The 26,188-nt window shown below is 55.8% G+C and carries 23 protein-coding genes; 17 read left to right on the forward strand and 6 right to left on the reverse strand.

The window, feature by feature from the left end; all coding sequences use genetic code 11:
* Window positions 1-37: 37 nt before the first annotated feature.
* Window positions 38-256: a hypothetical protein gene (locus AC5S26_RS05000; RefSeq protein ID WP_494183746.1), complete on the reverse strand. Its 219-nt coding sequence runs from the start codon at window positions 254-256 to the stop codon at window positions 38-40.
* 165 nt (window positions 257-421) lie between these two features.
* On the opposite strand from AC5S26_RS05000, the gene rfbB reads away from it, so the two are divergent.
* From rfbB to AC5S26_RS05025, 5 genes are read left to right on the forward strand one after another with little or no spacing between them, the layout of a single operon-like run.
* Window positions 422-1,558 carry a dTDP-glucose 4,6-dehydratase gene (gene rfbB, locus AC5S26_RS05005; protein WP_494183747.1) on the forward strand — a complete coding sequence of 379 codons (1,137 nt, stop codon included), beginning with the start codon at window positions 422-424 and terminating at the stop codon, window positions 1,556-1,558.
* A complete protein-coding gene (gene rfbA / locus AC5S26_RS05010; RefSeq protein ID WP_494183748.1) occupies window positions 1,555-2,436 on the forward strand; it encodes a glucose-1-phosphate thymidylyltransferase RfbA in 882 nt (293 codons plus the stop codon). Before rfbB ends, rfbA begins: the two co-directional genes overlap by 4 nt.
* Complete coding sequence (gene rfbD, locus AC5S26_RS05015) at window positions 2,433-3,338, forward strand: dTDP-4-dehydrorhamnose reductase (protein ID WP_494183749.1); 906 nt, start codon at window positions 2,433-2,435, stop codon at window positions 3,336-3,338. Before rfbA ends, rfbD begins: the two co-directional genes overlap by 4 nt.
* A gap of 5 nt (window positions 3,339-3,343) precedes the next feature.
* Window positions 3,344-3,772 (forward strand): VOC family protein, encoded by a 429-nt coding sequence (locus AC5S26_RS05020; protein WP_494183750.1) that lies wholly within the window; start codon window positions 3,344-3,346, stop codon window positions 3,770-3,772.
* Window positions 3,769-4,326, forward strand: a complete 558-nt coding sequence (locus tag AC5S26_RS05025; protein ID WP_494183751.1) for a D-glycero-alpha-D-manno-heptose-1,7-bisphosphate 7-phosphatase — start codon at window positions 3,769-3,771, stop codon at window positions 4,324-4,326. The genes AC5S26_RS05020 and AC5S26_RS05025 overlap by 4 nt, the downstream gene beginning before the upstream one ends.
* Window position 4,327: 1 nt before the next feature.
* Here AC5S26_RS05025 and AC5S26_RS05030 read toward each other — a convergent pair whose 3' ends face one another.
* Together AC5S26_RS05030 and rfbC are read right to left on the reverse strand one after the other, a co-directional pair.
* Complete coding sequence (locus AC5S26_RS05030) at window positions 4,328-4,771, reverse strand: hypothetical protein (protein ID WP_494183752.1); 444 nt, start codon at window positions 4,769-4,771, stop codon at window positions 4,328-4,330.
* Between the two features lie 56 nt (window positions 4,772-4,827).
* Window positions 4,828-5,391 carry a dTDP-4-dehydrorhamnose 3,5-epimerase gene (rfbC, locus tag AC5S26_RS05035; RefSeq protein ID WP_494183753.1) on the reverse strand — a complete coding sequence of 188 codons (564 nt, stop codon included), beginning with the start codon at window positions 5,389-5,391 and terminating at the stop codon, window positions 4,828-4,830.
* A 375-nt stretch (window positions 5,392-5,766) separates the two neighbouring features.
* Between rfbC and AC5S26_RS05040 the strand changes: the two genes are divergently transcribed.
* The 5 genes from AC5S26_RS05040 to AC5S26_RS05060 all read left to right on the forward strand — a co-directional run bounded on the left by AC5S26_RS05040 (window position 5,767) and on the right by AC5S26_RS05060 (window position 11,641).
* Window positions 5,767-6,510: a sugar transferase gene (locus AC5S26_RS05040; protein WP_494183754.1), complete on the forward strand. Its 744-nt coding sequence runs from the start codon at window positions 5,767-5,769 to the stop codon at window positions 6,508-6,510.
* Window positions 6,511-6,582: 72 nt separating this feature from the next.
* Complete coding sequence (locus AC5S26_RS05045) at window positions 6,583-6,861, forward strand: DciA family protein (RefSeq protein WP_494183755.1); 279 nt, start codon at window positions 6,583-6,585, stop codon at window positions 6,859-6,861.
* 11 nt (window positions 6,862-6,872) lie between these two features.
* On the forward strand, window positions 6,873-7,202 hold the full coding sequence (gatC, locus tag AC5S26_RS05050; protein ID WP_494183756.1) for an Asp-tRNA(Asn)/Glu-tRNA(Gln) amidotransferase subunit GatC: 330 nt from the start codon (window positions 6,873-6,875) through the stop codon (window positions 7,200-7,202).
* A 33-nt stretch (window positions 7,203-7,235) separates the two neighbouring features.
* Entirely contained in the window at window positions 7,236-8,675 is a 1,440-nt protein-coding gene (gene gatA / locus AC5S26_RS05055; RefSeq protein WP_494183757.1) for an Asp-tRNA(Asn)/Glu-tRNA(Gln) amidotransferase subunit GatA, read from the forward strand.
* A gap of 356 nt (window positions 8,676-9,031) precedes the next feature.
* A complete protein-coding gene (locus AC5S26_RS05060; RefSeq protein WP_494183758.1) occupies window positions 9,032-11,641 on the forward strand; it encodes an SLBB domain-containing protein in 2,610 nt (869 codons plus the stop codon).
* A 253-nt stretch (window positions 11,642-11,894) separates the two neighbouring features.
* Here the strand turns inward: AC5S26_RS05060 and AC5S26_RS05065 are convergent, their stop codons facing one another.
* The gene (locus AC5S26_RS05065; RefSeq protein ID WP_494183759.1) at window positions 11,895-14,498 is read right to left on the reverse strand and encodes a capsule assembly Wzi family protein; all 2,604 of its coding nucleotides are present in this window, start codon (window positions 14,496-14,498) and stop codon (window positions 11,895-11,897) included.
* Window positions 14,499-15,202: 704 nt separating this feature from the next.
* Here AC5S26_RS05065 and rpiA point away from each other — a divergent pair.
* Window positions 15,203-15,895, forward strand: a complete 693-nt coding sequence (gene rpiA, locus AC5S26_RS05070; protein ID WP_494183760.1) for a ribose-5-phosphate isomerase RpiA — start codon at window positions 15,203-15,205, stop codon at window positions 15,893-15,895.
* Window positions 15,896-16,036: 141 nt separating this feature from the next.
* Here the strand turns inward: rpiA and AC5S26_RS05075 are convergent, their stop codons facing one another.
* On the reverse strand, window positions 16,037-18,499 hold the full coding sequence (locus AC5S26_RS05075) for an alpha-galactosidase (protein ID WP_494183761.1): 2,463 nt from the start codon (window positions 18,497-18,499) through the stop codon (window positions 16,037-16,039).
* 680 nt (window positions 18,500-19,179) lie between these two features.
* Here AC5S26_RS05075 and AC5S26_RS05080 point away from each other — a divergent pair.
* From AC5S26_RS05080 to AC5S26_RS05105, 6 genes are all read left to right on the forward strand, one after another.
* Complete coding sequence (locus tag AC5S26_RS05080) at window positions 19,180-20,241, forward strand: lysozyme inhibitor LprI family protein (protein ID WP_494183762.1); 1,062 nt, start codon at window positions 19,180-19,182, stop codon at window positions 20,239-20,241.
* 310 nt (window positions 20,242-20,551) lie between these two features.
* Window positions 20,552-21,838 carry a glycosyltransferase gene (locus tag AC5S26_RS05085; RefSeq protein ID WP_494183763.1) on the forward strand — a complete coding sequence of 429 codons (1,287 nt, stop codon included), beginning with the start codon at window positions 20,552-20,554 and terminating at the stop codon, window positions 21,836-21,838.
* A gap of 270 nt (window positions 21,839-22,108) precedes the next feature.
* Complete coding sequence (locus AC5S26_RS05090) at window positions 22,109-22,339, forward strand: ribose-5-phosphate isomerase A (protein WP_494183764.1); 231 nt, start codon at window positions 22,109-22,111, stop codon at window positions 22,337-22,339.
* A 258-nt stretch (window positions 22,340-22,597) separates the two neighbouring features.
* Entirely contained in the window at window positions 22,598-23,074 is a 477-nt protein-coding gene (locus tag AC5S26_RS05095) for a hypothetical protein (protein ID WP_494183765.1), read from the forward strand.
* A 267-nt stretch (window positions 23,075-23,341) separates the two neighbouring features.
* The gene (locus AC5S26_RS05100; RefSeq protein WP_494183766.1) at window positions 23,342-23,842 is read left to right on the forward strand and encodes a hypothetical protein; all 501 of its coding nucleotides are present in this window, start codon (window positions 23,342-23,344) and stop codon (window positions 23,840-23,842) included.
* Window positions 23,843-24,005: 163 nt separating this feature from the next.
* Window positions 24,006-24,416 (forward strand): hypothetical protein, encoded by a 411-nt coding sequence (locus AC5S26_RS05105; protein ID WP_494183767.1) that lies wholly within the window; start codon window positions 24,006-24,008, stop codon window positions 24,414-24,416.
* 274 nt (window positions 24,417-24,690) lie between these two features.
* On the opposite strand, the gene AC5S26_RS05110 is transcribed toward AC5S26_RS05105, so the two are convergent.
* Window positions 24,691-25,647 (reverse strand): VWA domain-containing protein, encoded by a 957-nt coding sequence (locus AC5S26_RS05110; protein ID WP_494183768.1) that lies wholly within the window; start codon window positions 25,645-25,647, stop codon window positions 24,691-24,693.
* Window positions 25,648-26,188: the final 541 nt, after the last annotated feature.

Here is a 26,188-nt window from a genome sequence, read left to right on the forward strand (position 1 = left end):
TCAGGAAGGAGATGGCAAGGGAGTATTAGCTTTTTCCCTATTTTTCCGGAGTAGTTCCCGGGGTGGCGTTGCTGTCCTCTGGGGAAGGATTGATGTGGCCCTCGGCGTTCTCCGGGGTGCCGGAGCGAACCGAAGTCGGCCCAGGCCCTGCGGTTGCAGGATTATCGCTGCGTGGCCCGGAGGGCTCGACGCCATGCCTTTTTGTCTCGGGGGAGCTGCTGTCAACGGGAGTTCCTACGGGAGTTTTGGTAGCCATGATGGATGTCCTTTCGCTCTTGGATAGGAGATCGCGGAAAGGAAGACCGTTGCCTGATGGTGGTGGATGAAAACCGGGTGCTGTAACCTGTCTGAGGCATGGCAGAAGGCCATAGCGCAGATGGACACGGGTCGAAGCTAGTCCCGGGAGGAGTCTTCAGACGGCATGGATCGAAAGCAGAATCTGAACGAGGCGGCAGACCACGATCGCGCGCCTATTCTTGTTACTGGCGGCGCAGGCTTTATCGGCTCCAACTTCGTTCTGGAGTGGCTTGCCGCAGGCAAGGGGCCGGTTGTCAATCTCGATAAACTAACCTATGCGGGCAACCCGGAGAATCTCGGCGACGTGGAGAAGAACCCGGCGTACACGTTTGTGCAGGGGGACATCTGCGATGCCGCTCTGGTAAAGCGGCTGATGGAAGAGCACAGGCCAAGCGCCGTGGTGCACTTTGCTGCGGAGAGCCATGTAGATCGTTCGATCCATGGACCGGAGGCATTTCTGCGGACCAACATCGACGGAACTTTTACGCTGCTGCAGGGCGCGCGGGAATACTTCGCATCGCTTGAGGGAGAGCAGCGTGAGCGGTTCCGCTTTCTGCATGTCTCGACCGACGAGGTATATGGCACTCTCGAGCCCACGGATCCGGCGTTCCATGAGGAGACGCCCTATGCCCCCAACTCGCCGTATGCAGCATCGAAGGCCTCGAGCGATCATCTGGTGCGCGCCTGGGTCCACACCTACGGCCTGCCGGCAATCATTACAAACTGCTCAAACAACTATGGTCCGTATCAATTTCCGGAGAAACTGATTCCGCTGATGATCGCCAACGCGGGCAAGGGTAAACCCCTGCCGGTGTATGGCGATGGCCAGCAGGTCCGGGACTGGCTCTACGTAGCCGATCACTGCAGGGCGTTGATGACGGTCCTCGAACGCGGCCGCGTAGGCGAGACCTATAACGTGGGCGGAGGAAATCAGCGCAGCAACCTCGAGGTAGTCACAACACTGTGCAGCCTGCTGGATGAACTGGTGCCGGAATCGCCGTTTCGTCCGCATAAACAATTGATTACCTATGTTGCCGATCGTCCGGGGCACGATCGCCGTTACGCAATCGATGCTCGCAAGCTCGAGGGTGAGCTGGGGTGGCGCGCGCAGGAGAGCTTTGAGACCGGGTTTCGCAAGACGGTGGAGTGGTACCTGTCTCACACGACCTGGGTGGAGAACGTGACCAGTGGGGCCTACCAGCATTGGGTGAAGCAGAACTATGGCGCGCGCGATACCGCAGATACGGGGAGTGCGCGATGAAAGGAATCATCCTCGCAGGCGGCTCTGGCACGAGACTCCATCCGGTGACACAGGTTGTCTCCAAACAGCTGTTACCGGTCTATGACAAACCCATGATCTATTATCCGCTTTCAGTGCTTCTGCTGGCGGGGATTCGGGAGATCCTGATCATCTCGACCCCGCAGGACACTCCGCGGTTCGAGCAGCTTCTGGGCTCAGGTGAGCAGTGGGGAATCCGGCTGGAGTATGCGGTGCAGCCTTCACCGGACGGTCTGGCCCAGGCCTTCGTGATCGGCAAGAAGTTTCTCAACGGAGAGCCATGCTCTCTTGCCCTGGGCGACAACATCTTCTATGGGCACGACATGGTGAAGACGTTGCGGCAGGCCGCGACGAATCGCGAGGGTGCAACCGTGTTTGCGTACCCCGTGCTCGATCCGGAGCGCTATGGGGTAGTGGAGTTCGACGCGAACCGGAAGGCCATCTCGATTGAAGAGAAGCCTGTAAAGCCGAAATCGCGTTATGCGGTAACAGGAATCTATTTTTACGACTCACAGGTGGTGAGCGTTGCCGAAGGCCTGAAGCCTTCCCCACGAGGAGAGCTCGAGATCACGGATGTGAACCGCTGGTATCTGGAGCGCGGCCAGTTGAAGACCGAGGTGCTGGGGCGCGGGATGGCGTGGCTGGATACGGGAACGCATGACTCACTGCTGGAGGCGGCGTCGTTCATTCAGACGATCGAGAAACGCCAGGGCCTGAAGGTGGCCTGCCTGGAGGAGATCGTCTATCGGCTGGGATATATCAACGAAGACCAGCTGCGGGGTCTGGCAGAAAAGATGGGGAAGAGCAGCTACGGACAGTATCTTGTCCGACTTCTCTCAGAGCCGGTGCTCTGGGGATGACTGGACGGATTCTGCTAACAGGAGTGACGGGTCAGGTAGGTGGCGAGCTTGTCCGGACACTGGCGACTTTCGGTGAAGTCATTGCCCCTAAGCGGGACGAGATGGACCTGGCGAATACGGCCTCCATACGAGAGCAGATTCGAGCCTTGCGCCCTCGGTGGATCGTAAATCCTGCTGCATACACGGCAGTAGACAAGGCCGAAAGCGAGCCTGATCTGGCGTACGCGATCAATGCGGAGGCTGTCCGTGCCATGGGAGAAGGGGCGCGCGAGATCGGCGCCGGGGTGATTCACTTCTCGACCGATTATGTCTTCGATGGCACAGGAAGTCGTCCTTATCGAGAGACCGATCCGGCCGGGCCGGTAAGCGTCTATGGTGCGAGCAAACTCGCCGGTGAGCGGGCGCTTGTCGAGAGTGGTGCGGGGTACATGGTGTTTCGCACCAGCTGGGTTTACGGGGCAACGGGAAAGAACTTTCTACGAACTATCCTGAAGGCGGCGCGGGAACGGGACCGGCTAAGAGTGGTGGCCGATCAATATGGAGCTCCGACGTGGAGCCGCGACCTTGCACGAATGACAGCACGGGTTATCGGAAGGATGGAGGATCTGGCTCAGCAGAAAGAGCTGGCAGAGGCGCTCGCTGAGTTCCGCGGGGTCTATCATGCGGTCGGTTCTGGAGAGACGACCTGGTTTGGCTTTGCGGAGGAAGCGATCGAACAAATGCGAGAACGCGAGCCGGGAGCTAAGTTGGCTGAGGTGGATGCAATCGCGACCAGTGAGTACCCGACTCCCGCGAAGAGGCCCACGAACTCGCGGCTGAACTGCGAGCGGCTCACGGAAAATTTTGGTTGGAGAATGATGGATTGGCGGGACTCTTTACGCGAGGTGATAGCTGAGCTATGAGCGGCATGCAGTTTGATCACATCGGCCTGGTGGTGGGGGATATGGTAGACGGCCGGGAGTTTCTTGAGGGCACCTTCGGAATCGATCGCTGGACCGAGGTTTTTGAGGATCCGGGAATCGGGGTTTATGTGCAGTTTGGGCGGACCGAGGAGGGACCGTGCTATGAGCTGATCTCGCCGTTGGGCGAGTCGAGCCCGGTTGCCACCGCCCTTAAGCGGGGGATGAACATTCTGAACCACGTGGCCTATCTGACTGCCGATCTGGACAGTGCTGCGAAGGAGCTGCAGGAGAAGGGCTCGATGATGGCGGGTCCGGCGAAGCCTGCGGTCGCTTACGGTGGAGCGAGGGTCCAGTTCTGGGTTACGGCGCAACGGTTCATGGTGGAGTTGATTGAGGCTCCGGGACACCAGCACGCCTACAGGATGAAGGCATGAAGGAAAAGGCTCTGTTTCTGGATCGGGACGGCGTGGTCAACGTCGAGATCGGTTACCTGCATCGTGTTGAAGATGTGGAGTTTATGCCGGGAATCGTTCCGTTGTGCCGAACCGCGATGCAGTTGGGATACCGGCTGGTTGTAGTGACCAACCAGGCAGGAATCGCGCGTGGGTTCTACAGCGAGGCGGACTTCGAAGCGCTAATGGCTTGGATGCGGAGTGAACTGCGGGTCCAGGGCGTGGAATTCGACGCGGTCTATCACTGCCCATATCATCCGGACCATGGGGTGGGGGAATACCGTCGCGAGCACGAAGACAGGAAGCCGGGCACGGGGATGCTACGGAGGGCAATGCGAGAGCTTGGCGTATCGCTACCGGACTCTGTAATGGTCGGAGACCGATGCAGCGATATCGCTGCCGCCAACAGCGCAGGGCTGAGGCAGGCATTCCTGATCAACGGGACCGAAGAGGCCGTCTGTGGTGGAGAGTACATCGCGGTCGAGCGGCTCGGCGAAGTTGAGCAGTGGCTCTTTGACGACGAGGCTTCACGCTGATTTAGTGGTATAGCCCGCTTGTCGTAAGGGCGATCGGAAGACCCACAAACAGGATATGAATTACGAGCTGAACGAGAAAGGCTTTGGTGGAGAAGGGTCGCGTCAACCTGGATAGAGGGACCACAACGAGCGACATGAAGAAATGCACAAGGATGCCAAAGATGGCTCCTGAAAGATAAGGCTGGTCGAGAATCGGTGGAATGTGCCGGCTGGCGGTCAGGTAGACGGTAGAGGCAGTGAAGGCGATCAGGAAGTGGAAGAACAGCCCGAGAGCAGCGCTCCTGCGACCCTGTGTAAAGGTCGATGGTCCGATGGCAGCGCTGGCGATGGTCTGAAGAAGTTTTTGGAAAGAAACTCCCTGAGCCCGGCGCAGGATGCCGGTGACAGCGATGTCGAGCGACCCGGAGAGCAGGCCCGCTGCAAAGATAACTTTAGCTCCGGTCATCAAAACGCCTCCTGCTGGTAGCTGATGACCGGAGAAAGAACTGAGATTCAGAGGGTTCAGGGCAACTCGGCAGCGAGGAAGGTGCTTCCGCGGGCGTCTTTGTCGCTGACCGAGGGTTGGGCGCCGTCGAGTAGGTTGAGGGGCCAGGTGATGTTAAGAGTGGGGTCGCTCCACAAGATTGAACGCTCTCCAACCGGAGAGTAGAGATTGGTGGTCTTGTAGAGGACCTCGGCCGAATCGGAGAGAACGAGAAAGCCGTGGGCGAATCCTTCAGGAATCCAAAGGAGCTCGAGCTCGCCGGCATCGTTGCGTGGCTTGAGGTGGAAGCCAGCCCACTTGCCGAAGTCCTGGGAATCACGGCGAAGATCGACTGCGACGTCCCAGATGTGACCTGAGAGTACGCGAACGAGTTTTCCCTGCGGTTTACCGAGTTGATAGTGAAGACCCCGGAGGGCGCCTTTTCTGGAGAAGGACTGGTTATCCTGAACGAACTCGGCAGGAAAGCCCATGGAGGCGAAGGCCGAGGCATTGAAAATCTCGGCAAACCAGCCGCGGCTATCCCCAAAACGCCGAGGTTGAAGGATTTTGACGCTTTGTAGTGGTGTGTCTAGGACCTGCATCCTAGAAGTTTAGCCGACCAGTTCGATTGGCGGAAGTTTCAGATCGGAAGTGTTTTAGCTGAGCCCGGGCTAAAATAGATTGTATTAAAGGGCGGTTCAATGATTAGAATGAACGGACTGCGATGATGAAACGTTTGGTTTCTGAAATGGCAGGAGATATGCACTGCTTGAAGGAGTATTCGACGATACTGCTTGTTCCATTGCAAGACCGGCCCTCGAGTATATCCGCGATTTAGAGAGGGCAGAAAATCATCTGAAATCTTTGTAGTTGAGATTTTCGAGGTTACTGCCGCAGAAATTTGACGCACGAACAACCAGTATTCGGGACCAGCGCAGAGAGAGGCGAGGGTATCGTTATACAAGTACAGGATTTCAATGCAGGCTGAATATCAATCTCCTGAGTCGCGGACAGCGGCTATCGAAGATGCTTATTCGTATACAGAAGCGATCAGCAGACCGGTGTTCAGGACAACTTATCCCCTGGATATGGTGCCGTCCGGACTCTTTCGTTATCGGATCGTGAAGCACTGCATCGATATTCTGCTGATCCTGATCTCTACCCCATTTATTCTTTTGGCTTTAGGGGTGGTGTCGATACTTGTGATGTTTGGTTCACCTGGGCCAATTTTTTATTCTCATCGAAGGATTCGCAGACATGGAGCCTTCTTCTCCATGTGGAAGTTCAGGACGATGTGCGTAAACTCAGCCGAGGTTTTGGAACAATATCTGTCTGAGCATCCCGATGCACGTACGGAGTGGAACAAGACCCACAAATTGCGTCACGATCCACGAATTACGAAGGTTGGCGCTTTTCTGCGTCGCTACAGTCTGGATGAGCTCCCGCAGCTTTGGAATGTGCTCGCAGGGCATATGAGTCTGGTTGGGCCGCGGCCCATCGTAGCTGCCGAGGTCGAGAAATATGCTGAATCGTTTGAGTGTTATTGCAGAGTAAAGCCTGGCTTGACCGGCCTGTGGCAGGTCTCGGGACGCAGCGAGCTAACCTATGACGAACGGGTGGCCTTGGATTGCAGCTATGTAAATCAATGGTCCTTACGCAGGGACATGAAGATCCTCCTGAAGACATTCGGGGTTGTATTGAAGCAGGATGGAGCTTATTAGACCGGGGGACGCAGATGTAGCGATCTGGGGTCTATTCCGCCCTGTGGTTCGCATGGCAAGGAACCCAGCAAAATGGAACGGATGCGGGACGTAGTGAAGGCCGGCTTGTGGAGAGGGTTGAGCGCCCTTCCTCAGCAGGACCGCTTGGCAATGGCTTGGCTGGTCGTGTGTGGCAGACCTCTGGCCGGACGGGGCACCGTGGTGGGATTTAGCGACGGCATTGTGAAAATTGAGGTCCGTGATCCATCATGGCTCGAAGAGATGAGGAGCATGAGCGGACACCTCGAAAGTGAGCTGGCGCGAGTCGCGGGAATGAAGATAACCAAGCTACACTTTATAGTGAACAGATAGGGATTCAAGCGATGAGCGGGCAGTCGGGAGTAACGATCGAGGATGTGCGACGGGTCGCGGAGTTGGCCAATCTGGAGCTGACCGCGGAAGAAGAACCACGCATGCAGCGTGATCTGAATGCAATTCTGGGTCATATCGCCCAGTTGAACGAGTTGGACACGAGCGATGTTCCCCCGATGGCGCAGGTGGGCGAGGTTCTGGAAGGTGGCTTGCTCCATCTCCACGGTGAGTCGCTTCGGAGAGATGTCGTCCAGCCCTGTATTGATCGGGCTGAGGTTATGGCATCCGCTCCGGAGACCGACGGTCGGTTCTTCAAAGTCCCGAAGGTCATTGAGCGGTAAGAGCCCTTTCAGGGCGGTTGCGGAGAGACGGGATTGACAGCGGAAAATTTGAAGAGTTTGACCATCGATGAGGTGCGGGACTCGGTCGCGGCGGGACGGACTACGGCAACTGCACTGGCCGAGATGCACTATGACCGGATCACAGCCGGGGACAAGGAGATTCATAGCTATCTTTCCTTGAGCCGGGAGCGCGCGCTTACTCAGGCTGCCAAAATCGATGCGATGGCGCAACGGGGACAGGTATTGCCGCCGCTGGCCGGAGTACCGGTAGGAATCAAGGACGTGCTCGTCATGCGGGGTGCTCCGGCAACGGCAAGCTCGCTGATTCTCAAAGGCTACAGGCCACCCTATGACGCAACGGCGGTAGAGCGGCTGGAGGCTGCCGGCGCTGTCCTGCTGGGCAAGCTGAACTGCGATGAATTCGCGATGGGGAGCTCGAACGAGAACTCTGCCTATGGACCGGTGCGGAATCCCAGAGCACTTGATAGAGTCCCTGGGGGCTCGAGCGGCGGCTCGGCAGCAGCAGTTGCGGCTGGCTTTGCTGTTGCCACGCTTGGTACCGACACCGGCGGCTCTATACGACAACCGGCGGCCTTCTGCGGCGTGGTTGGGGTTCTGCCGACTTATGGACGAGTCAGCCGGTACGGCTTGATTGCCTTTGCTTCCTCACTGGATCGGGTGGGACCGTTCACGAAAAACGTGAAGGACGCGGCAACCATGCTCGAGGTCTTATCGGGGCAGGACGCCATGGATGCGACCTCGTCAGACAAGCCGGCGGGCGGCTACCTGGAGGGACTGGACCAGCCCATCAAGGGCCTGCGGATCGGGGTTCCCGAGGAGTATTTCGGCGAGGGATTGGATCCTGAGATCCGCGCAGCCGTCGAGAAAGCCCTCGATGGCCTGAAGGCAGCGGGATGCGTAGTAAAGAAGGTCAGCCTGCCGCATACGAAGTATGCCGTTCCGACGTATTACGTGATCGCGACGGCAGAGGCCTCGTCGAATCTTTCGCGGTTCGACGGCGTGCGCTTCGGCCTGCGGGACGCAGAGGCGAAAACTCTCTCGGAGATGTACCGCAAGACGAGGGATGCTGGGTTCGGGCCTGAGGTCAAGCGCCGCATCTTTCTAGGCACATACGCTCTAAGTGCAGGATATTACGATGCTTATTACAAGAAGGCTCAACAGGTCCGAACGCTGTTGACGCGCGATTTTCTGGCGGCGTTTGCGGAAGCTGATGTCTTGGTGACTCCTGTAACACCGACACCGGCATTTCGTTTGGGAGAGAAGACGGACGACCCCCTGAAGATGTACCTGGAGGATATTTATTCCGTTGCCGCGAGTCTGGCAGGTATCTGCGGCGTGAGCGTTCCATTGGGCGAAACTAGAGATGGATTGCCGATAGGTGTGCAGATTCTCGGTCGACATTTTGGCGAAGCTACCATGCTTCGGGTGGCGAAAACCGTCGAGGCGCAGTAGCCCCCAAAAACATTAGGAACACTTGGATTGCAGGAGTTTGCGGCATTCCCTTTCCAGAGTGAAAAGATCGTTCGAGTATGCTCAAGACAGCGGTTTTTGAACTGCGGATGGCGCCTCGCCAGGGGCCTTTCAGCGAAGAATGTTCAGAGAGGTTAATCGGTTTGCGAGAATTTGGTAGGGAACAATCTGGTTTTGTGGGGTTTCGCGGGTTCATCTGTGCCGTGGCTTTTCTGTTTTGCGGAGTTGCAGCTTCGGGACAATTGCCAGTTCAAAGTCTTGGAAGTTCACCGGACCAACAACAGAGCTCGTGTTCTCCCGGAGATGTCAATTGCGGAGGCTACAGTGGTGACTATCGATTGCCACAGACATCGGCTCCGACATCGTCTCAGGGCGGAGTTGTTCTGCAGCCCAATTCACAAATGCAGAACGATCAGACCCAGACCCAGACCCAGAACCAGAACCAGAATCAGCTACAGCAGGTCAACCCATTCTCAAGATTGCCGCTCGATCCTCCTACGGAATTCCAGCAGTTTGTAGCAAACTCCACTGGTAAGATGCTTCCCATTTTCGGGGCGGCCCTGTTTCGCAATCCGCCCTCAACATTTTCTCCGGTCAATACTGCTCCTGTAACCCCGGACTATCTTCTAGGGCCGGGTGATGAACTTCTGATTCAGTCTTGGGGGCAGGTCACTCTCAACGGGCGTTTCATCGTAGATCGCTCAGGGGGGATCTTCATCCCTCAGGTTGGGACTGTTCAAGTTGCAGGTTTGAAATTTGAGCAGGTACAGCCTTACCTGAAGTCGCAGATGAACAAGTTGTTCCGTAACTTTGACCTGAATGTGAACATGGGGCAGCTACGCTCCATTCAGGTCTTTCTGGTTGGGCAAGCCCGGCGACCCGGCACCTACACGATTAGCTCACTCAGCACTTTGGTGAATGCGATCTTTGCTACGGGTGGGCCCTCTCCTCAGGGCAGTCTTCGACATATTCAACTGAAGCGCGGCGGCAAGCTCGTCGTAGACTTCGACCTTTACGACCTGCTTGTTCGGGGCGACAAATCAAACGACGTCGCGCTTCTTCCGGGAGACGTCATTTATATTCCGCCGGTAGGACCCCAAGTGGCCGTCGCAGGAAACGTGAAGGTCCCTTCCATCTACGAATTGAAATCTGCCGATGGTACGACAGTGGGTGATGTTTTGGACCTCGCCGCAGGATTGACCAGTATTGCATCGCGCGACAAGATTCGGCTGGAACGGATCGATGAGCGACGTATGCGTAGCAGCGCTGACGTTCCATTAGACGCGCAAGGGAAAGCGACACCAGTACAGGATGGTGATTTGCTCGAACTTGTGGCCGTCGCAGGTGAGTTCAAGAACGCGATTACACTTCGAGGCAATGTGGCAAATCCCGGGCGTTACATGTGGAAGCCCGGAATGCGAATCAAAGATCTGTTGCCAGATAAAGATTCATTGATTACGCGGGATTATTGGCTCAAGCGTAGCCAGCTTGGCCAGTCGATGATGACCTATATTCCAACCTGCCTTCCCCGGACCCCATACGGAGTCCCGACCCTTCGTTATGGCATTCCGGTTGGAGAGGAAGGTGACGATCCGTTCTGGCGTTATTCGTCGACTCCGGAATACAGGGCTTTGATGGGGTATCCGGTTGTAAACGGCGATAGACGACTGAGTGATCAAGACTCGACGTCCTCCAACCTTTTGCGTAACCCAATGATCGACGATCGAAACATTGCAACGATGAGCGACGATGAGTTAGATTGTGCTCGCATTTCCGATATCCCGAAGTATGTAGAGCGATTTGCTGCCTACAGTTCCCAAAACAATTCTCAACAACAGAACAATCCCTTAGGGCTTAGCCAGACGCAGCCAGTTGATACTGCGGGTTCGGATCGGGCGAGTGCGGCGAGCGCCAGTATTGGGACGAGTTCTCGTAATGTCTCTTCAGGTCAATTTCAGCCAAAGAATGACGTCAAACTTAGCGAACCAGATATCGACTGGTCGTACGCTGTTGTTGAAAGGCAGAGCAAAGAAAATCTCACCACCTCGCTGTTGCCGTTTAATCTCGGTAAGGTGGTACTTGAGGGTGATTCCTCTCAAAATCTGGAGTTGTTGCCAGGAGACGTTGTCACGATTTTCTCCAAGGCTGACATTCGCGTTCCTCAGGCTCAGCAGACTAGATTCGTCCGCTTGGAGGGCGAATTCAACTCATCTGGAGTTTATAGCGTAAAGCCCGGCGAGACGTTGCGGCAGCTCGTGCAGCGAGCAGGCGGGCTAACGCCCGAGGCTTATCTGTATGGGTCGGAGTTCACGAGAGAATCAACCCGGCGAGTGCAACAGGCTCGCCTAAATGAATACGTTGATCAAATTGCGTTGCAAGCGAGCACCGTCGCAAGCGCCAACGCAAGTCGCTCCATCAATCCGCAGGATTCTGCAGCAGTAGCCGCAGCCCAAGTGCAAAATCAGAATATTGTTAACAGCCTGCGCCGAGCTAGAGCCAGCGGTCGAATTGTTCTAGAGCTACCGGCAGACACACATAGCATTGAGCAATTGCCCGATCTTCCGCTGGAGGATGGAGACCGATTTATCGTTCCTCGTGTTCCGTCTACGGTCAACGTCGATGGTGCGGTCTACAATCAGAATTCCTTTATGTATGATCCTCACCGGCGAGTAGGAGACTTCATACGCTTGGCTGGCGGTGCGAATCGTGATGCTGATAGTAAGCGCGCTTACGTGATTCGGGCTGGAGGGGCAGTGATCAGTAAGCAATACAGCTCGTCCCTTCGTGGAAGCGGATTCAACTCTATCCATGTCTATCCCGGCGATACCATTGTAATTCCGCTAAACCTCGACAAAGGAAAGACTATGCGTCTTATCGTCGACATCGCCCAGATTGTCGGGCAGTTTGGTATTGCCATCGCCGCCGCGAATACAGTACTGGGGCAATAAGAGGAACTGAGGATACTCTCCCGTTGGGTTTGTATAGGGGCGCGATCCTATACACGACATAACGCTGAAGCTGATTAGGCCAGCAGTGCTTTAGAGGCACTACTGGTGAAGATCTCTGTCGAGAAGGCGCCCATCCTCAATTCCGAATCGACGGACGAAGCTGAAGGGCTTGTCGAAAGCCACCGATTACCAGACGCGATTGATCCCACAATTCGTGTTTATCATTGCATATCGTCGTTTGAGAAAGATGGCATTAGCGATGCAAACTCAACTCAGGAGTCCAGGTCAGCTGAAACCAGCCGCTCGTATTGTGCTGTGATCCGCTCATGTAGGATGGGATAAGAAACCGCTCGTATTGAGTGAAGATCTGAGCCGTCCAGTGCCGGTTGAGGGCATAAGAGCCATTCACGAAGCCGTCGGTGATGGTGCCACCGCCAGGAAGAAACAACGTGCTGACTTTGTTTTGACGGTACCCTCCTTCTACACGAGTACGCCCGGAGAACCAGTAGCCAGTGCGACCTTCGATTGCGCGACCATCTCGGCCAATCGCATTGCCTAACAAAAAGCCTTTGTTCGTGTTGCTGTCTAGATACTGATTGTTCTGGAAGAAGTGCTGTCCTCCGAAGTCTGTTGCAAGCCCCTGTGAGCTGACTGCCTCTACGCGAAGATCCATATGCGGCAACCAGGGAAGGCGGGCGAAGTAGATGCCTGGATTCCAGACTGCGCGCCGTGGTGCGGAGATCGGATTAGGATCGTCGTCGGAGTAAGCATCGGCATACAACGTAACGACCTTTCGTAGAAAGGGTAGCTTGTAGCGGAAGTCGAAGTTGCTCTTGCGGTCGCCGGGATCCAGACGGTCGCCATAGGGAGCCGCTCCGTTGCCGACATAACTTCCCGTCGAATTGAAGCTGAAGATATTGTCTTTGAAGCTGTGAAGCGTGATGGGATGTCCTACACCCCAGAAGACCGACCATCGGGTGAAGCCGATCTCCAGGTAGTCTCCAAAGTTGAAGGAGATCTTCTGGCCGTTGTACCAGGGACGTGCGGGGGCGGTGTGCCCTGAGAGCTTGCCAAGTACGATGTCGAAACGATAGGTGCCGAGCGATGGGACAAATGGAAATGGATGCGGACGTGTCGAGACAAAGCGTCCACTGTAGGTGGGTTCGGCATTGCTGGAGAACGAGAGCGGTCCCATCGTCGTCGGTCCCCAATAGAGCTGCTGTTTGCCGAAGGTGAGGGCATTGCCCGCGAACGCAAAGCCGGCGTAAAGCTCCAGTGGGCGCTGCTGCTGGTATGCCGCCCGCTGTTGAATGATGGGGAAGTAAGGGCTGGAATCGGGCTGGATACGGTCAAGCTGATTGATCAGCTGGTTCTGTTCAACGGATTGCTGAGGATTGCCCGGGCCGTGCTGAAACTCCTCGCGAGCGTAGAAGAAGAGGCGACCGTAGTGAGCCCGCGTAGAGAAGCCTGCAATGAAGTTGGAGCCTCGGCCCTGGGGCCGGCCGAAGTCGTTCCACCAGGTCTGGCCGAAGTGAAAGCTGTCGTTCAGGGCCGGTCCGGCGATGGTTCCGTAGCGGGCATAGACGGATTCGAGCGCCAGTTCCTGGTAGGAAGTGGATTCCTTTGAGAGCTCGCGATCGAGATCGGTCATCAGGCGCCTGGCTTCCTTGACCAGTCCCGGGCTTGAGGTGCTTAGTCGGTCTGCGATTTCCTGCGCCTGGTGAAGCTGGCGAAGACATTCCTGTCGAGTCCAGGGGCGAATGGATGCGTTCTGCGTCGGGATCAGGCCGAGGGCAGCCAGCCTTTCGAGCGCGGGGTAGATCCAGCTATCCATCGGAACGTTGGTGGAACCGATGGTGTCGGGATCGGCGTCGAAGACCGGAGGAGGACGGTGCTGGATCGGATCCGGTGGCAGGCCGAACTGCGGTGGAGGCGGAGGAGGAGGAAGGGATGAGGAGGCTTGTCCTGTGGAGGGGTTTTGCGCGATGTAGTTGCGTGGGAGAGGAGGGGGTGAGCTGTAGGGGTTGAGGGTGTAGTTATGGTGGGCGCGATAGACGTAGCGTCCGATGAGCCAGCCGGCGACGCTTCCGACGAGGACGTCGGAGGGAAAGTGCTGCTCGGAGAGGACGCGGCTGACGCTGACGGTCGAGGCCAGTCCATAGACCGCGGTCTGCGTGAGCCAGCCGGGATATTCCGAGGCGACCACCGAAGCCATCGACCAGGCGAGGATGGAGTGGTTCGAGGGGAAGGAGCCGTCGTTCCAGCTCGAATGGAAGAACTTTCCGTTCGCGTTGTCGATCAGGGGACGGTCGCGGCGGAAGACCAGCTTCAGGGCTTCGTTGACGGCGAGTCCGTTGACGGCCGCCTCCCCGGCGAGGAGTCCGGTTTCGTGGGCTTGAGGAGCGTGGTTGACGAGGCTCCAGAGGTACGCCGAGGCTGGAATCGCGCCTATTCCGACGAGGGCTCCCTGCGAGAGGGTGTTGGCCTTGTCCCGAGTGTCCTGATTGAGGTTGATCGATTGCGTCATCGTGTGATGGTCGCTTCCGATCAGCATTCCGGTGGCGACTCCGAAGGGGACGAGCCAGATTCCGTCGCTCGGCTTGAGGCGAAGCGGGCTGGTCCAGATGGCTTTCTGGTCGTTGAGCAGGCGCTTCGGGGTTCCGGCGAGGGTGATGTCCTCGGGCTCACCTTCGCGGGAGTTCGGCTGCATTTGGCTCGGCTTTGGAACGTTCTGCGGCTCGGGTGCATCGGGCAGCGCCGCAGAGCCGATAGAGGCGTTTGGAGACGTGGTCTGCGCGAGACAGGGCTGCTGCTGGAAGGAGAGAAGCAGGAAGACCGCAGAAAATACCGGCGGCAAAAGCCTTTTCGGGGTTACATCCATAGCTGTGATTAAGGCGGCCGGTCAGCGATGCGACCCCTCAGACGAGGCTAACATAGCGGAGAACAGTTACTTGCCCCGTACCCGCGGCGAGGGGATACCCCCTTGGTGCGTTTTTTGCTCAAAGTCTTGAATACAAATCACTTACCCTTGGACCTGCAGCGCAAAGTATTCAAAGGAAACGGCTTATCTCTAAAGTATTGTTTATAGGGGGTTTGGTGGTTCTTCTCTTCCCAAAACCTAATAAAAGTATAGCGAGTGCAGGGTATCTGTTCGGCAGAATTATCTGCCTTTGTTTTCAACCTGTTGCTGGTTTCTTGGGTTGACATGCTTCTGTCATGCGCTGCGTGGATGATTGCGTTGGACATACAAAGAAGCAGATCCCTCCACTGCCCCTTCGACGCGCTTCGCTTGCTCATGGTCCGGTCGGGATGACACTTTGGGAGGGAGTGGGTTGGTGTGGGAGGCGGTTTGCGTCTTCGCGCGAATGCCCGGCGCATACGATAAGACCGCATGAATCGGGACCCCAGCGTGGATGGGCGCCTTAGGCGCGATGGAGCTGCGCCGAAAGTTCTGCCGCAGGTGCCGACGGGGCCCCGGTTTCCGGCAGTCTGGCGGGGATTTGCCGTCCTGGAACAAACGGAAGCCCGGCATGGAAGAATGTGGAGGAGAGGTGAAGACCAATGGCGGCGAATGACGAACAGACACGATTGAAGCAGGAAGCGGCGCAGCGGGCACTGGAGCTGGTGGAGCCGGGAATGACAGTGGGGCTGGGATCGGGCTCGACCGCGGCGTTGTGGATCAAGCTGCTGGGAGAGAAGGTGCGGGAAAAGGGATTGAAGATCCGCGCCATCGCGAGCTCGGACGACAGCGAGAAGCTGGGACGAAGCTACGGGATTCCGTTTACGACCTTTGAGGAAACTTCGAGCCTCGACCTGACAGTGGATGGGGCCGATGAAGTTGCGCCCGGACTGGCGCTGATCAAAGGCGGAGGAGGAAAGCTGCTGCGGGAGAAGATTGTCGCGAGTGCTTCGAAGCGGTTTGTCGTGGTGGTGGACGAGTCCAAGGTGGTGGAGAAGCTGGGGAAGTTTCCGCTGCCGGTGGAGGTGATCCAGATGGCAGAGCCACTGGTGAGCGCAGAGCTGCGTGGGTTAGGTTTCACCCCGAAGGTTCGCGTGAACAAAGATGGATCGCGATACATCACCGATGAGGGGAACCTGATTCTGGATTGTTCGGGGATGCTGATCGAGGACCCGGCCGCGCTGGCGGCGAAGCTGGATTCGATTGTGGGCGTGGTGGAGCATGGACTGTTTCTGGGGATGGCGGAGATGGTTGTGATTGCGGGTGAGGGCGGAGTGGTGGAGCGGAGAAGGTAGGTTCGTGGCGGCGTGAAGCTGTAGTTGACTTCATAAGGTGAAATCGGTGCGCGTTCCAGATCTAGCTAGATGTCTGGATAGACGGTTTTTCGGCCAAGTGAAGCGAGCGCATTCGTACCTGACTGAAGACGTTCCGAGATACTATTGGGAAAACCCTGTGAGGATAGCGTTGCCGACGACGGCGCCATGGTCCGCTGAATAGACAATACTGAGGTTGAACACAGCATCGTCGGAGCAAGAAGAAAAATCGATAGGCACTTCCAAGCTTCTCGCATCCTGCTTCGGGATAGTTCCCACGCTCATCGGTAGACTGGCAAGCACCTTGGGTTGACATGCCCGCGCACCGCTCACCTGCACAAGCGAAAGTAGATTTAGCTGGCCGCCTTCCGCTGGTATCGAAGCTAGATTCGCAAGGTTCAACGTCCAGGTCCGGAGGCTTGAAGGGCCGCTTCGTTTTTGTAGTCCCAACGTCAGCGTTAGATCCGTGGACTCCGAAGGTGGCGCAATGGCAATCTTGTCGAGTGCGGGCGCCTGTTCGTCAGGGTTTCCAAATTGGACGGTGTTCTTCCCCTTCTTCAGGCCTACAGGAATGACTAAGCTGGTTGGAGAATCCTCACTGTCTCCCGTCAGGTCGAGCGGAATGGGATCTCCTCCGTTCACCGTCATGTATAGGAGCCGAGGAACTTTCGTGAGGTAATCGATCTCCATGTTGTACATCCCGGGTCCTGCAACCGTGATGTCGGGAAAGGTGACCGTACTGTCGCTTCCCATTCCGATACCGCTGATTTTCGTATTTCCGGAGCAGTATTCGCAGGCACTATTGAGTGCTTTTCCGTCCAAATTCCCAATCTCAGCATCGTAGACCGCAAACGTCGGGGGAGTTGTATGGCCGTCTCCACTCATTCCGATTTGATCGAGATTTGGAGCAAAGCCGGCTGGGTTGCCGAACTGAATCGAGTTATAACCCGCAGCGAGTTTGACCAGCACGCTGGTGCTGGACGGCAGGTCGAAGCTCCCACCTCCTACTTTTACCGAGGTGGGCACACCGTTATTCCCTTGATAAAACAAATCGCTCGATCTGCTCGTTGCGGCATTGATTTCCATGCGGAATGTACCCGCGTGCTCGACATAGATATTGTCAAGCGTGACAGCGTTGTTTTTCCCAAGCCCCAGGTTAACGACTTCGTGGCCTGTAGAGCATGCTTTACATCTGATGAAGGCAGCCTTCCCGCTGTTGAGGCCGAGATACGCTACATATGATTGAGAAAGTTCAGGCTTTGCAACGCCGCGTGAGAAGACACGGAGAAGACGAACGCCATGTCCCAGAACCACTGCGGAAAATTGCTCATCATAACGTCCTAGATTCCGGTGGTTCCAAACATCGTGAACCTGTGGCGCGTCAATGAAACCCAACGCACTCCACTTGATCGAAACTGGCGATGGAAACGCGTTGAGGTTAAACAACGCGACATAAAAGCTTCCGTCTCCCAGATTACTAGCCCAAATCGGCGTCATCCCTCCCGCAAGTTGGCTCGCAGGAAAACCAGATTGGTCGACGGCAATCACCTCATCGTTGGTCAGCAGATCGAGCCCAGTGGAATCGAGCTTCGTGAGGTCCCCGCCGATATAAAGAGGTGCATTCGCCATGGCCCAAAGCGTGATCGCCGATTGCTGCTCAACTTCGTTCAAACCATCACTGGTGGTATTTCCAATCTCGAGGGGTCCCAGATCATTCCATCCACCCTGGGGACCGGCGTAGTTTTGCCATCCGATGAGGTCACTCCACCGTTGAGAAGTAAGAGGCCAACTGGTCAACGTTGAACAGCGCCCCTCGCACTCCAGATTGGCACTGATCTGCCGAGCATTCGAATACTGCTGCCAGGTGTTGAAGTAGTCCTGGTCGATAGCTGAAGAAATTGTCAACCAAATTGGTCGCTGACTCTGCTTGATGGCCTTACTCCATGCCATAACGTCAAGTTGGTTATCCAGCGACATTGTGCCCGAGCCTGGGGCGACGCCGTCGAGTCGAATGTAGTCGACCCCCCACGAAGCGAACAGAGCAACAATGGAATCGATGTACTCCTGCGCTCCCGGTTTGGAATAGTCAATCTTGAAGTTTGAGAGGGAGCTGATCCGATCTGAGGCCGCAAAGGCATTACCGGCAGTGTTTGGCATGGTCAGAATATCTCTGATGTGATAATTCGTTTCAAGAATCTGTGGATTGGCGAGAACAACCTGCCGATCCACCCCCGGCTTCCAATAGATCCCGGCTTTCTGCCCGTTTGAGTGGATATGGGAGATGAGAGCGGTCATGTTGCGGAAGAGCGATGCGTCTGGCGTTGGCCGACCGTTTGCATCGAAGCCGTTTTGCCAGCCGGCATCGATATTGATGTAGGTAAAGCCGTGCTGCTGCAAGCCTGCAGACAGAAGTGCATCCGATTGCGCTTCCACATTGTCCTGCGTGAGAAAACTGCTTGAAACTGTCTGCTCGCTAAAGCTGCTCCAGCCGAGGTACGGTCGATCGGCAACAACCGACGACTGTGCCGCTGCGTTTACACTGCTCCCCATCAGGGTAGCAATAGCTAAAACAGCAATTGGGAGCATGTACGACGCTCCAGACGCGAGGGAGTCGATTTGTCGTGCGCAATTCTCTGTGAGCCGAGTCAGTTTCATGATGGTGATCTGCCTTCGTCGATCGCGGAGTTTACTATCCGCACACTGTGCAGCGTTGTGGAAAGTCATCTTCTCCCAAAGTATCTAAAGATTCCGAACCAAACGGGGCTCTAATGGGACGAACAGGGCGGAAATTCGTTTGTGAACTATCTGTGAAGAATGGATACGATTTGGATGTCAGAAGTGACTGGTCCCGTGCCTGCATGAGGCCGAGATCTTCGTCAATCGGAGAAACGCTCCATGGTCTAGGAATGCGAATGGGCGCATTTAGCTGCGGCAATCCACTTGAGCGGATAGTCGGCATCTCGGACAAGTGGCCTTCGGCGAGCAGGATTCAAAGCAGTTTCGCCTTATGGGCTACGCAAGAGGATGATTTCAGCTTTTGGGTCGGCTGATTTCAGCTTATGGGGTAGGGTTCACCACAAGCCGCTGATTCTAGCTGAGCCTGGTATCACATTATGAGGCAACCCACAGAAGCGAGTCAGTCTTGAATCTCAATTGGCTGTCACAGGGCGATGCACTTGCTGTGAGTGATTGGTTGGGAGCGTCTTGTAGGTTGACGCATAAAGTGGGATAAGCGGCTTCTCACCCTTGCCCTATACTTCGCACAGATGTCCCGCACTCGCCATTCCGGCACGCAATTCCTTGGTCTCGCGGCGGCCATCCTTGCGGCAACTTGCGCGTTTGCCAAGACCGCTGCCGGGCAGGGCACGCCGGCTGACCTTCCCGCAGACTGCTCCGCTTACGCATCGGTTCCGCTGCCCGCGGAGGCAAACAATGTTCCTGTTCCAAAGATGTCCCCGGCATGCGCCTCTTATCGCTCCTACCGCGGCATCGGTCGCCCGGTAAATTATGCCGAGGCCCGCGCCTGTGCGTGGCAGGAGCGACTTGCGCAGAAGGCTGCGCTCAGACAAAACGAGGATGAGCCTACTGCATGGGTCGTTGGCGGCTCGCTCATCCTCGCCGACGTTTATTTCAACGGCGCTGGAGTCAAGCGGAACATCCCGCTGGCCATGCGCTTCGCCTGCGAGTCAGAAGAGGGTATGGCAAAGCTTGCTCTGCCGGACATCGCAAAACTCAATGGTTCCCGTCCGGTGCATGGACCTTTCGAATTCTGCGACTACGCCGCGACCACCTTCACGATGAACTTCTGCGGTGGTTACGCATCCGAAATCGATGACGACCGCAAGAGTCGTTACTACAGCTCGCTCAAGTTCTCCATGACTCCGGAGCAAAACGCGGCCTTCGAAAAGCTCCTTGCTTCGCAGAAAGCATACGTCACGGCGCACGCCTTCGAAGTAGATCAAGGCGGCACCATCCGCGGGCTACGGACTCTCGGCTCAGAGAGCATCCTCAACGATCTCTTTCACGCGGAGGTCGTTCACTTCGAGCGCAAGGAGTGGCCCGCGCTTTCTGCGAATCAAGTCACAACGGCCGATGCTTTGCTGCGCCACCAATACGAAACAACGCTACAGAAATTGGGAACGCGGACAAACGAAGAGATCGATGAGGGGGCCGTGACGGCTGACCATCTTGCTGACGTGCAAGCAAAGTGGGAAACCTACCGTGATGCCTGGGTGGCCTTTGCGCGTCTGCGATATCCAGCGGCGGTTGCGATCATTCGTGCCGAAATTACCCTCCGCCGATATCTTCTCTTGAAGACCATCGCATAGCTGCCTAACGAATTAAGAGCCTAGTGTGAAGTGAGGAGCGAAATTCCTGCAAAACGGGGTTATCGAAAACCTCAATCGAACTTGCCGATAACCGGACTTTACAGGCCCAAGGTTAGTTAGCTGGTGCGGTCAATGGGCGCATTGGCGATTTGGTGCTCACCGACTCCTGCTTGCACGAGATCATGTCCTGTTTACCGACAAACCAGCGCAGTGACTGATCGCAAGGAATAAAAGCCGTATTGGCTTGTTCCTCATAGTGTGTGTTATGCGAGGTGGATGTTCACCTACTCATGCCCATCGAGGAGAGTAAATGGCAAATATTCTTGTGGCTTCCACTCCCGCTCCAGGTCACGTCAACCCCATGCTGTCCGTAGCCCGACATCTATCGTCTCTCGGGCATTCCATCATCTTCCTTTCAGGAAAGCTCTTCCACGATCAGGCTGTCACCCTGGGTTTTCGATTTGTTCCTTTCACGGGGAAGGCTGACTTCGACTACAGACGTATAGATGTGGAGTTTCCTAAGGTAGCAGCGGCAAAGCCAGGTCCCGACGCGATGAACGCGATAAGTATCTATACCGGCATCAATCCTATTCCCGATCAAGCTCGGGCTATCCAGCAGATCCTCTCCGAAGATCAGGTGGATCTCATCGTGACAGACGTCTTTTTCTTTGGCACTTTCCCCTTGCTGCTTGGGCCAAGAGATGCCCGTCCTCCCGTCCTGACATTCGGAGTGTTGCCGCTCATGGTGAGCAGTCGCGACGTGGGCCCACTTTCTGGCCCCGACGCGAGTCCGGAGGGCCGGCTACGCAATCAGGTGGAGAGGCAACAGATTCGGGCGATGATGCAGCCTTGCACTACACGCATCCATGAGGCACTGCACTCCTGCGGAGCGCCGGAGCTTCCTGAATTTTTTGTCGACAGTGCGGTCCATCTTCCCGATCGTTTCCTGCAGCTGACGGCGGAAGCATTTGAATATCCACGAAGCGATCTGAAAGAGAGTGTCCGGTTCATTGGGAATCTCATGCCCAATGGGCATAGCAAATCGTCTCTGCCAGCGTGGTGGGATTCTCTGGATGCGTCAAAACCTGTGGTGCTTGTGACGCAGGGTACGATTGCCAACTGGGATTTGAGTCAGTTGGTCGAACCAGCTATCGCTGCCCTGGCGGATGACCAGGTGACGGTGATTGTCGCCGCGGGACGTCCCGACCTCGAGGCAATCCAGTTGCCTGGAGGCGTCAAGCCCCAGAACGTGAAGATCGAAAACTACATACCCTTCGAGCAGATCCTGCCCAAAGTGGATGTTTTTGTAACCAACGGCGGCTTTGGAACGGTCAATCTTTCCCTCAGCAACGGAATACCGATGGTGGTAGCCGGCGACACCGAAGACAAGATCTTCACTGCAAGCCGGGTCGGCTTGTCTCAAGCTGGAATCAATCTCGCAACCGGCCATCCAACCGTCGAACAGATTCGCACCGCCGTTCGTGCCATCCTTTCCGACAAGAAGTACAAGGAGAACGCTCTAAAACTGCAGAAGGAATTCGCGCGATACAACGCATTCGATCTAATCACAGAGACCGTCAACTCGATGCTCTCTTAAATAAATCTGACACTCTCCTTGCGACAGTCGGCGCTCGAGACTGAACCGTGAAAAGTAGTTAAGTCCACGAAGCCGAGTCCGCTCTCTGTGGGTTGGAACACTCGGGCCGCTTCGCGTCCCCGAGTGACGGGCAAAACCGGAAGCAATTCTCGACTCGCCCGCGAAACGGGTTTTCGGCAACTTCGCAATCGGGGCAACCGAGGCGCAGGGTATCCCACATCCTGCTTCAAACGGTAGGTTTATCGCACGTTTTGTGTCACAGATCCCACGATGAAGGGGAACCTGATTCTGGATTGTTCGGGTATGTTGATCGAGGACCCGGTCGCGCTGGCGGCGAAGCTGGATTCGATTGTTGGCGTGGTGGAGCATGGACTGTTTTTGGGGATGGCGGAGATGGTTCTGATTGCGGGTGAGGGCGGAGTGGTGGAGCGGAGAAGGTTGGTTCGTGGCGGCGTGAAGCGAGTCAGTCTTAAATCTCAATTGGCGATGCACTTACTGTGAGTGATTGGTTGAGAGCGTCGTAGGTTGACGCATAAAGTGGGATAAGCGGCTTCGACCTCAGTATCCGAACTTGCCCAAAGCCGGACTTTAAGGGAGGTAGACTAGCAGCGCATATGGAAGGGTGAATTTAGGACGTCAATGACGAACCTGACGTTCGACGAACGAAGCTGCTCACCCGAACGACAATCCAAGAGACGCAGCCAGAGTTGGGGGCCATAGGGCTGTTGTCGAGAACTCGATTTACGGAGGGCGTTAATCATGATCGTCCGATGCGTTTCCAGCCTTTTTATGACGGAGCACCCTACGTGGGTGGCGGAATGGGCATGGGGATTGCTATTGATCGTGCTGACTGTCCTCATCCACACGTCGGGCCTATGGATGGTAAGGCAAACGATGCTTCGGGCTCTCAGGCATCCCGTTCTTCGCCGCCACCGCAGGACCATGATGCTCACGATCACCTCTGGCACGGCCTTGTCGGCGGCGGCGCTGCACGGAATGGAGGCCGCTCTCTGGGCGCTTGTGTATCGATTTCTCAAAGCCTTGCCCGATTATCAGGTGGCAATGCTTTACTCGCTGAACGCGATTACAAGCTATGGCCACGCGAACCTGCAGCTGGAAGACCGCTGGCACCTTATGGGCGCAATGGAGGCGCTGAACGGGTGGCTCTTATTCGGGCTGAGCGCCGCCTTCCTGTTCGCCATGATGCATAGGCTTTGGTCATTAGATAGCGAGTGAGAACACGGCTCCGGCCAGCTTACAAGTCTGGCGCTGGTGACACTGCAAAAGTTGCGGACGCGCTGGACGACGATCAGACCGACGCCATGAACCGAGTTGACATCTGGCGATATGGCTGAACCACGTCCAGAGGTGGCGTGTGATGGGTGTGTAACCGGGGACGTAGGCCGCGAACTTGCCGATAACCCGACTTCTCCCGTATGAGCGAGCGGTGGATTGGTATCCTTCGTCAGTGCGAGTCCTCAAGACCATGGCCGAAGCGAACGAATGTACAGCAGCCCGGCTCACGGCGAAACGGCAGAGGGCAAAGGTGGGGGATCTATTCCGCCTTTCCTCGGCCCCTGGGGTTTTTGTCTGGGGTCGTTTGATAAGCGAGCGCGTTTCTTTGGCGTGGACGTTGAGCTAAATCTTGTTTACATATATGACGCGATAGGTTTCGATCGTCCCGCTCCAGTGAAGTTGACTCCGGGGAATCTCATTCTCGGGCCTTCCGTAGTAAATAATCTCGGTTTCTCGCGGGGTTACTGGGAGATCGTGGCTTCTGAACCGGTGTTGCCCAACGATACGCTCGACAGACACTTATTCGTCAGGTTCAGGGGAACTGGCAGCCGGTACGATTACGACCTGGTGAACGAGGCAGGAAAGAAGCTAGACATACCGCACTTGGAAACCGACATGTCACTCGGGCAGTCGGGTATCGGTAATTACAACCAGATTGATTGGAATTTACAGGAGATCCTTCGCGAGCGCGGTGTTTTGGTCAGCTGACCAGCCTGTTGTTCATGATCTTCCCCAAAACGCGTTTCGAGTAATTGGCGGCGAACTTTCTCAAAACCCGACTTTGCGGGAGAACATCTTCTGCCATGTAAAATCGGATCGATTCGGACGGGGGACCGGAATGCGTCATTACGCCTTGTCAGATAGAAAAGCCATGAGCTTGATTCGGCCGAACAAACGGAGTGACTGGCAAGCCCTGGCCAAAATTACCGCTTATGTAGCGCTCGCCCTTGCCATTGTTGTGGGCCTTCTTTATAACAAGCACCGTTTTCAGAGTCAGCGTGAGCAGGAGTGGAGGAGTGCGATCGCCACGATTGAAAGTACGCGAACTCACCTGGTCATGCAAAGTAATTCACAAGGAGGCGGAGCAATGTTCTACGAGGTTCAAATCCTGGCAAAATACCCATCGAGAGGGATCATTCAGGAGCAGTGGATTACGGTCTCTGGGCTTCCGAAGCTTCTCGCCGATGCTCAGCTACAGGCTTACTTACTCAAAAAGAAGAGCCAATGCACCGTACGCTGGAAACCTAGCGATCCCGCCCACGTTGTCGCTGAGATTAACTAGAGTTTCCCTGAACGGCTCCCGGACGATTTCGGTTCCTTGGGCAGATCGCATCGAAACAAAACGCGATCTGTTGGATAAGCTCCGGTAGTAACTCTCGCAAAACGGGTTTTGAGAAACAATGTCAGTTTCCGAAAAGATGACTTTTGAGGAGTAATTCTGGCGGCCGTTAGCCCGCAAATGAAAATATCTTGACAGCACGGACCTGCTCGTAGAAATCGGACTTTTGAGGAACTGGTCAGTCGTTTTCGCTGCCATTACAGTCTGTGCCTAAGGTTTATGGCGCCGCGAAAAACTCAGTCCGGGCTTGCACCTTCATGTGCGGGTCTCTCGTCTTCAGTTCCAACTTATGGAAGCGATTAGTAGCTGTATCCGCAGGCGGCACATAACCGATCTCATACTGCTTGCTCAAACCGTCGGCAATCTGCGCAAAAATTTTCTGCAGAGGCATCTTTCGGGTCACACGGAAGAGGCCGCCGCCCGTACCCGCAGCAAGTTTCTGCAGAATCTCATTAGAGTAGTCCGTCATTGCGTGGACCTCCAGCGGCGACGCTCCTGCAAATCCGGCATCCCTTGCGCGGTAGCAGATTGAGTACACGGCCACATTTTCCTTCTGCGCTTCTTCGATGGTTGTCTTCAACGGGACGCGGCTGTGAGTGTCACCACCGTCCGTGATCAAGATGATTGCTTTGCGTCCCGTTTCCTTCGCCAACACCTGCTCCGTCACGCCAGCCACCGCATCTATCACGCGTGTACCGCCGTTTGCTTCCTTCCCACTTTTTACATAGCCAAGCGCAAGGTGCACCAAGCCATATTCGTTCGTCAACGCTTTCAACTGTTGGATCGTCGTGTCGAATTGCACAAGCATCGCCCTGTCCTGCGGTCTACGCAACATGCTTTCGAAGAAGATGTCGCTCGCCTTTACTTCGTCGTCGACCATCGTCCTCTGGCTTTCGCTCACATCCACTAGCACAGCAAACGTAAGTGGGAGTTGTTCCGCGGTCGCGAAGTAACGAATCGCCTCCTCTTTTCCATCTTGCTTGAGAAGGAAGTCGTCCTTCGTCAAGCCAGCAGTTGGAAGGCCGCTTTTATCAAGTACGATGGCCGAGATGGGCACAAGATGTGCGCTTGCGTGCAAGGTCGTGACATCGGCAGGTGCCTGTGCACAGGCCTTCACAGTAAGTGCGAGCAGTAGCACGAAGGAGCACACGGGGAGGGGGATGGCGGGCTTCACTATGAAATCTCCTCTTGGTCGACGTGGGGAGGTTAAAGTCTGGTGAGTTTGCCGTCAATCCTTCGACATGGTCACGGCGACGACTTGCCCGTCTTTCGCATTTCGATCAATGGCCTATGCTGAACGCGCTTCCCGATAAATGGGGTTTTCGGCAACTTCGCATTCTGGGCAACCGAGGCGTAGGGTATCCCACATTCTGCGTCAAACGGTTAGGTTTTTATCGCGCGTTTTGTGTGGCGAGCATCCGAACCGATTGCTTGAAATCATGGAATAAATCGCTCATTCCATTCGTCTCCACGCTTAGGTGTCTGAGTTCGACGTTTCGACGTAAGTTACACGCAGTCTTATTGGTTTTCGCTCTCAGAACGACATTCTTTCCTGACCTGGCCTTTTATCGTTGCCAGCCCTCTGTTCGGAAGGCACGCGATGGGTGCCCGAGTCTTGTATTGACGGAATTCCTTCGGAAGCCGAGGTACTGCGACCACGTACAAAGAGTTCTCGCAGGATCCTCAAGGGGAGCGCCCATTAAGTTCAGATCGGA

The organism is Edaphobacter sp. FHG110511_03 (assembly GCF_059115365.1).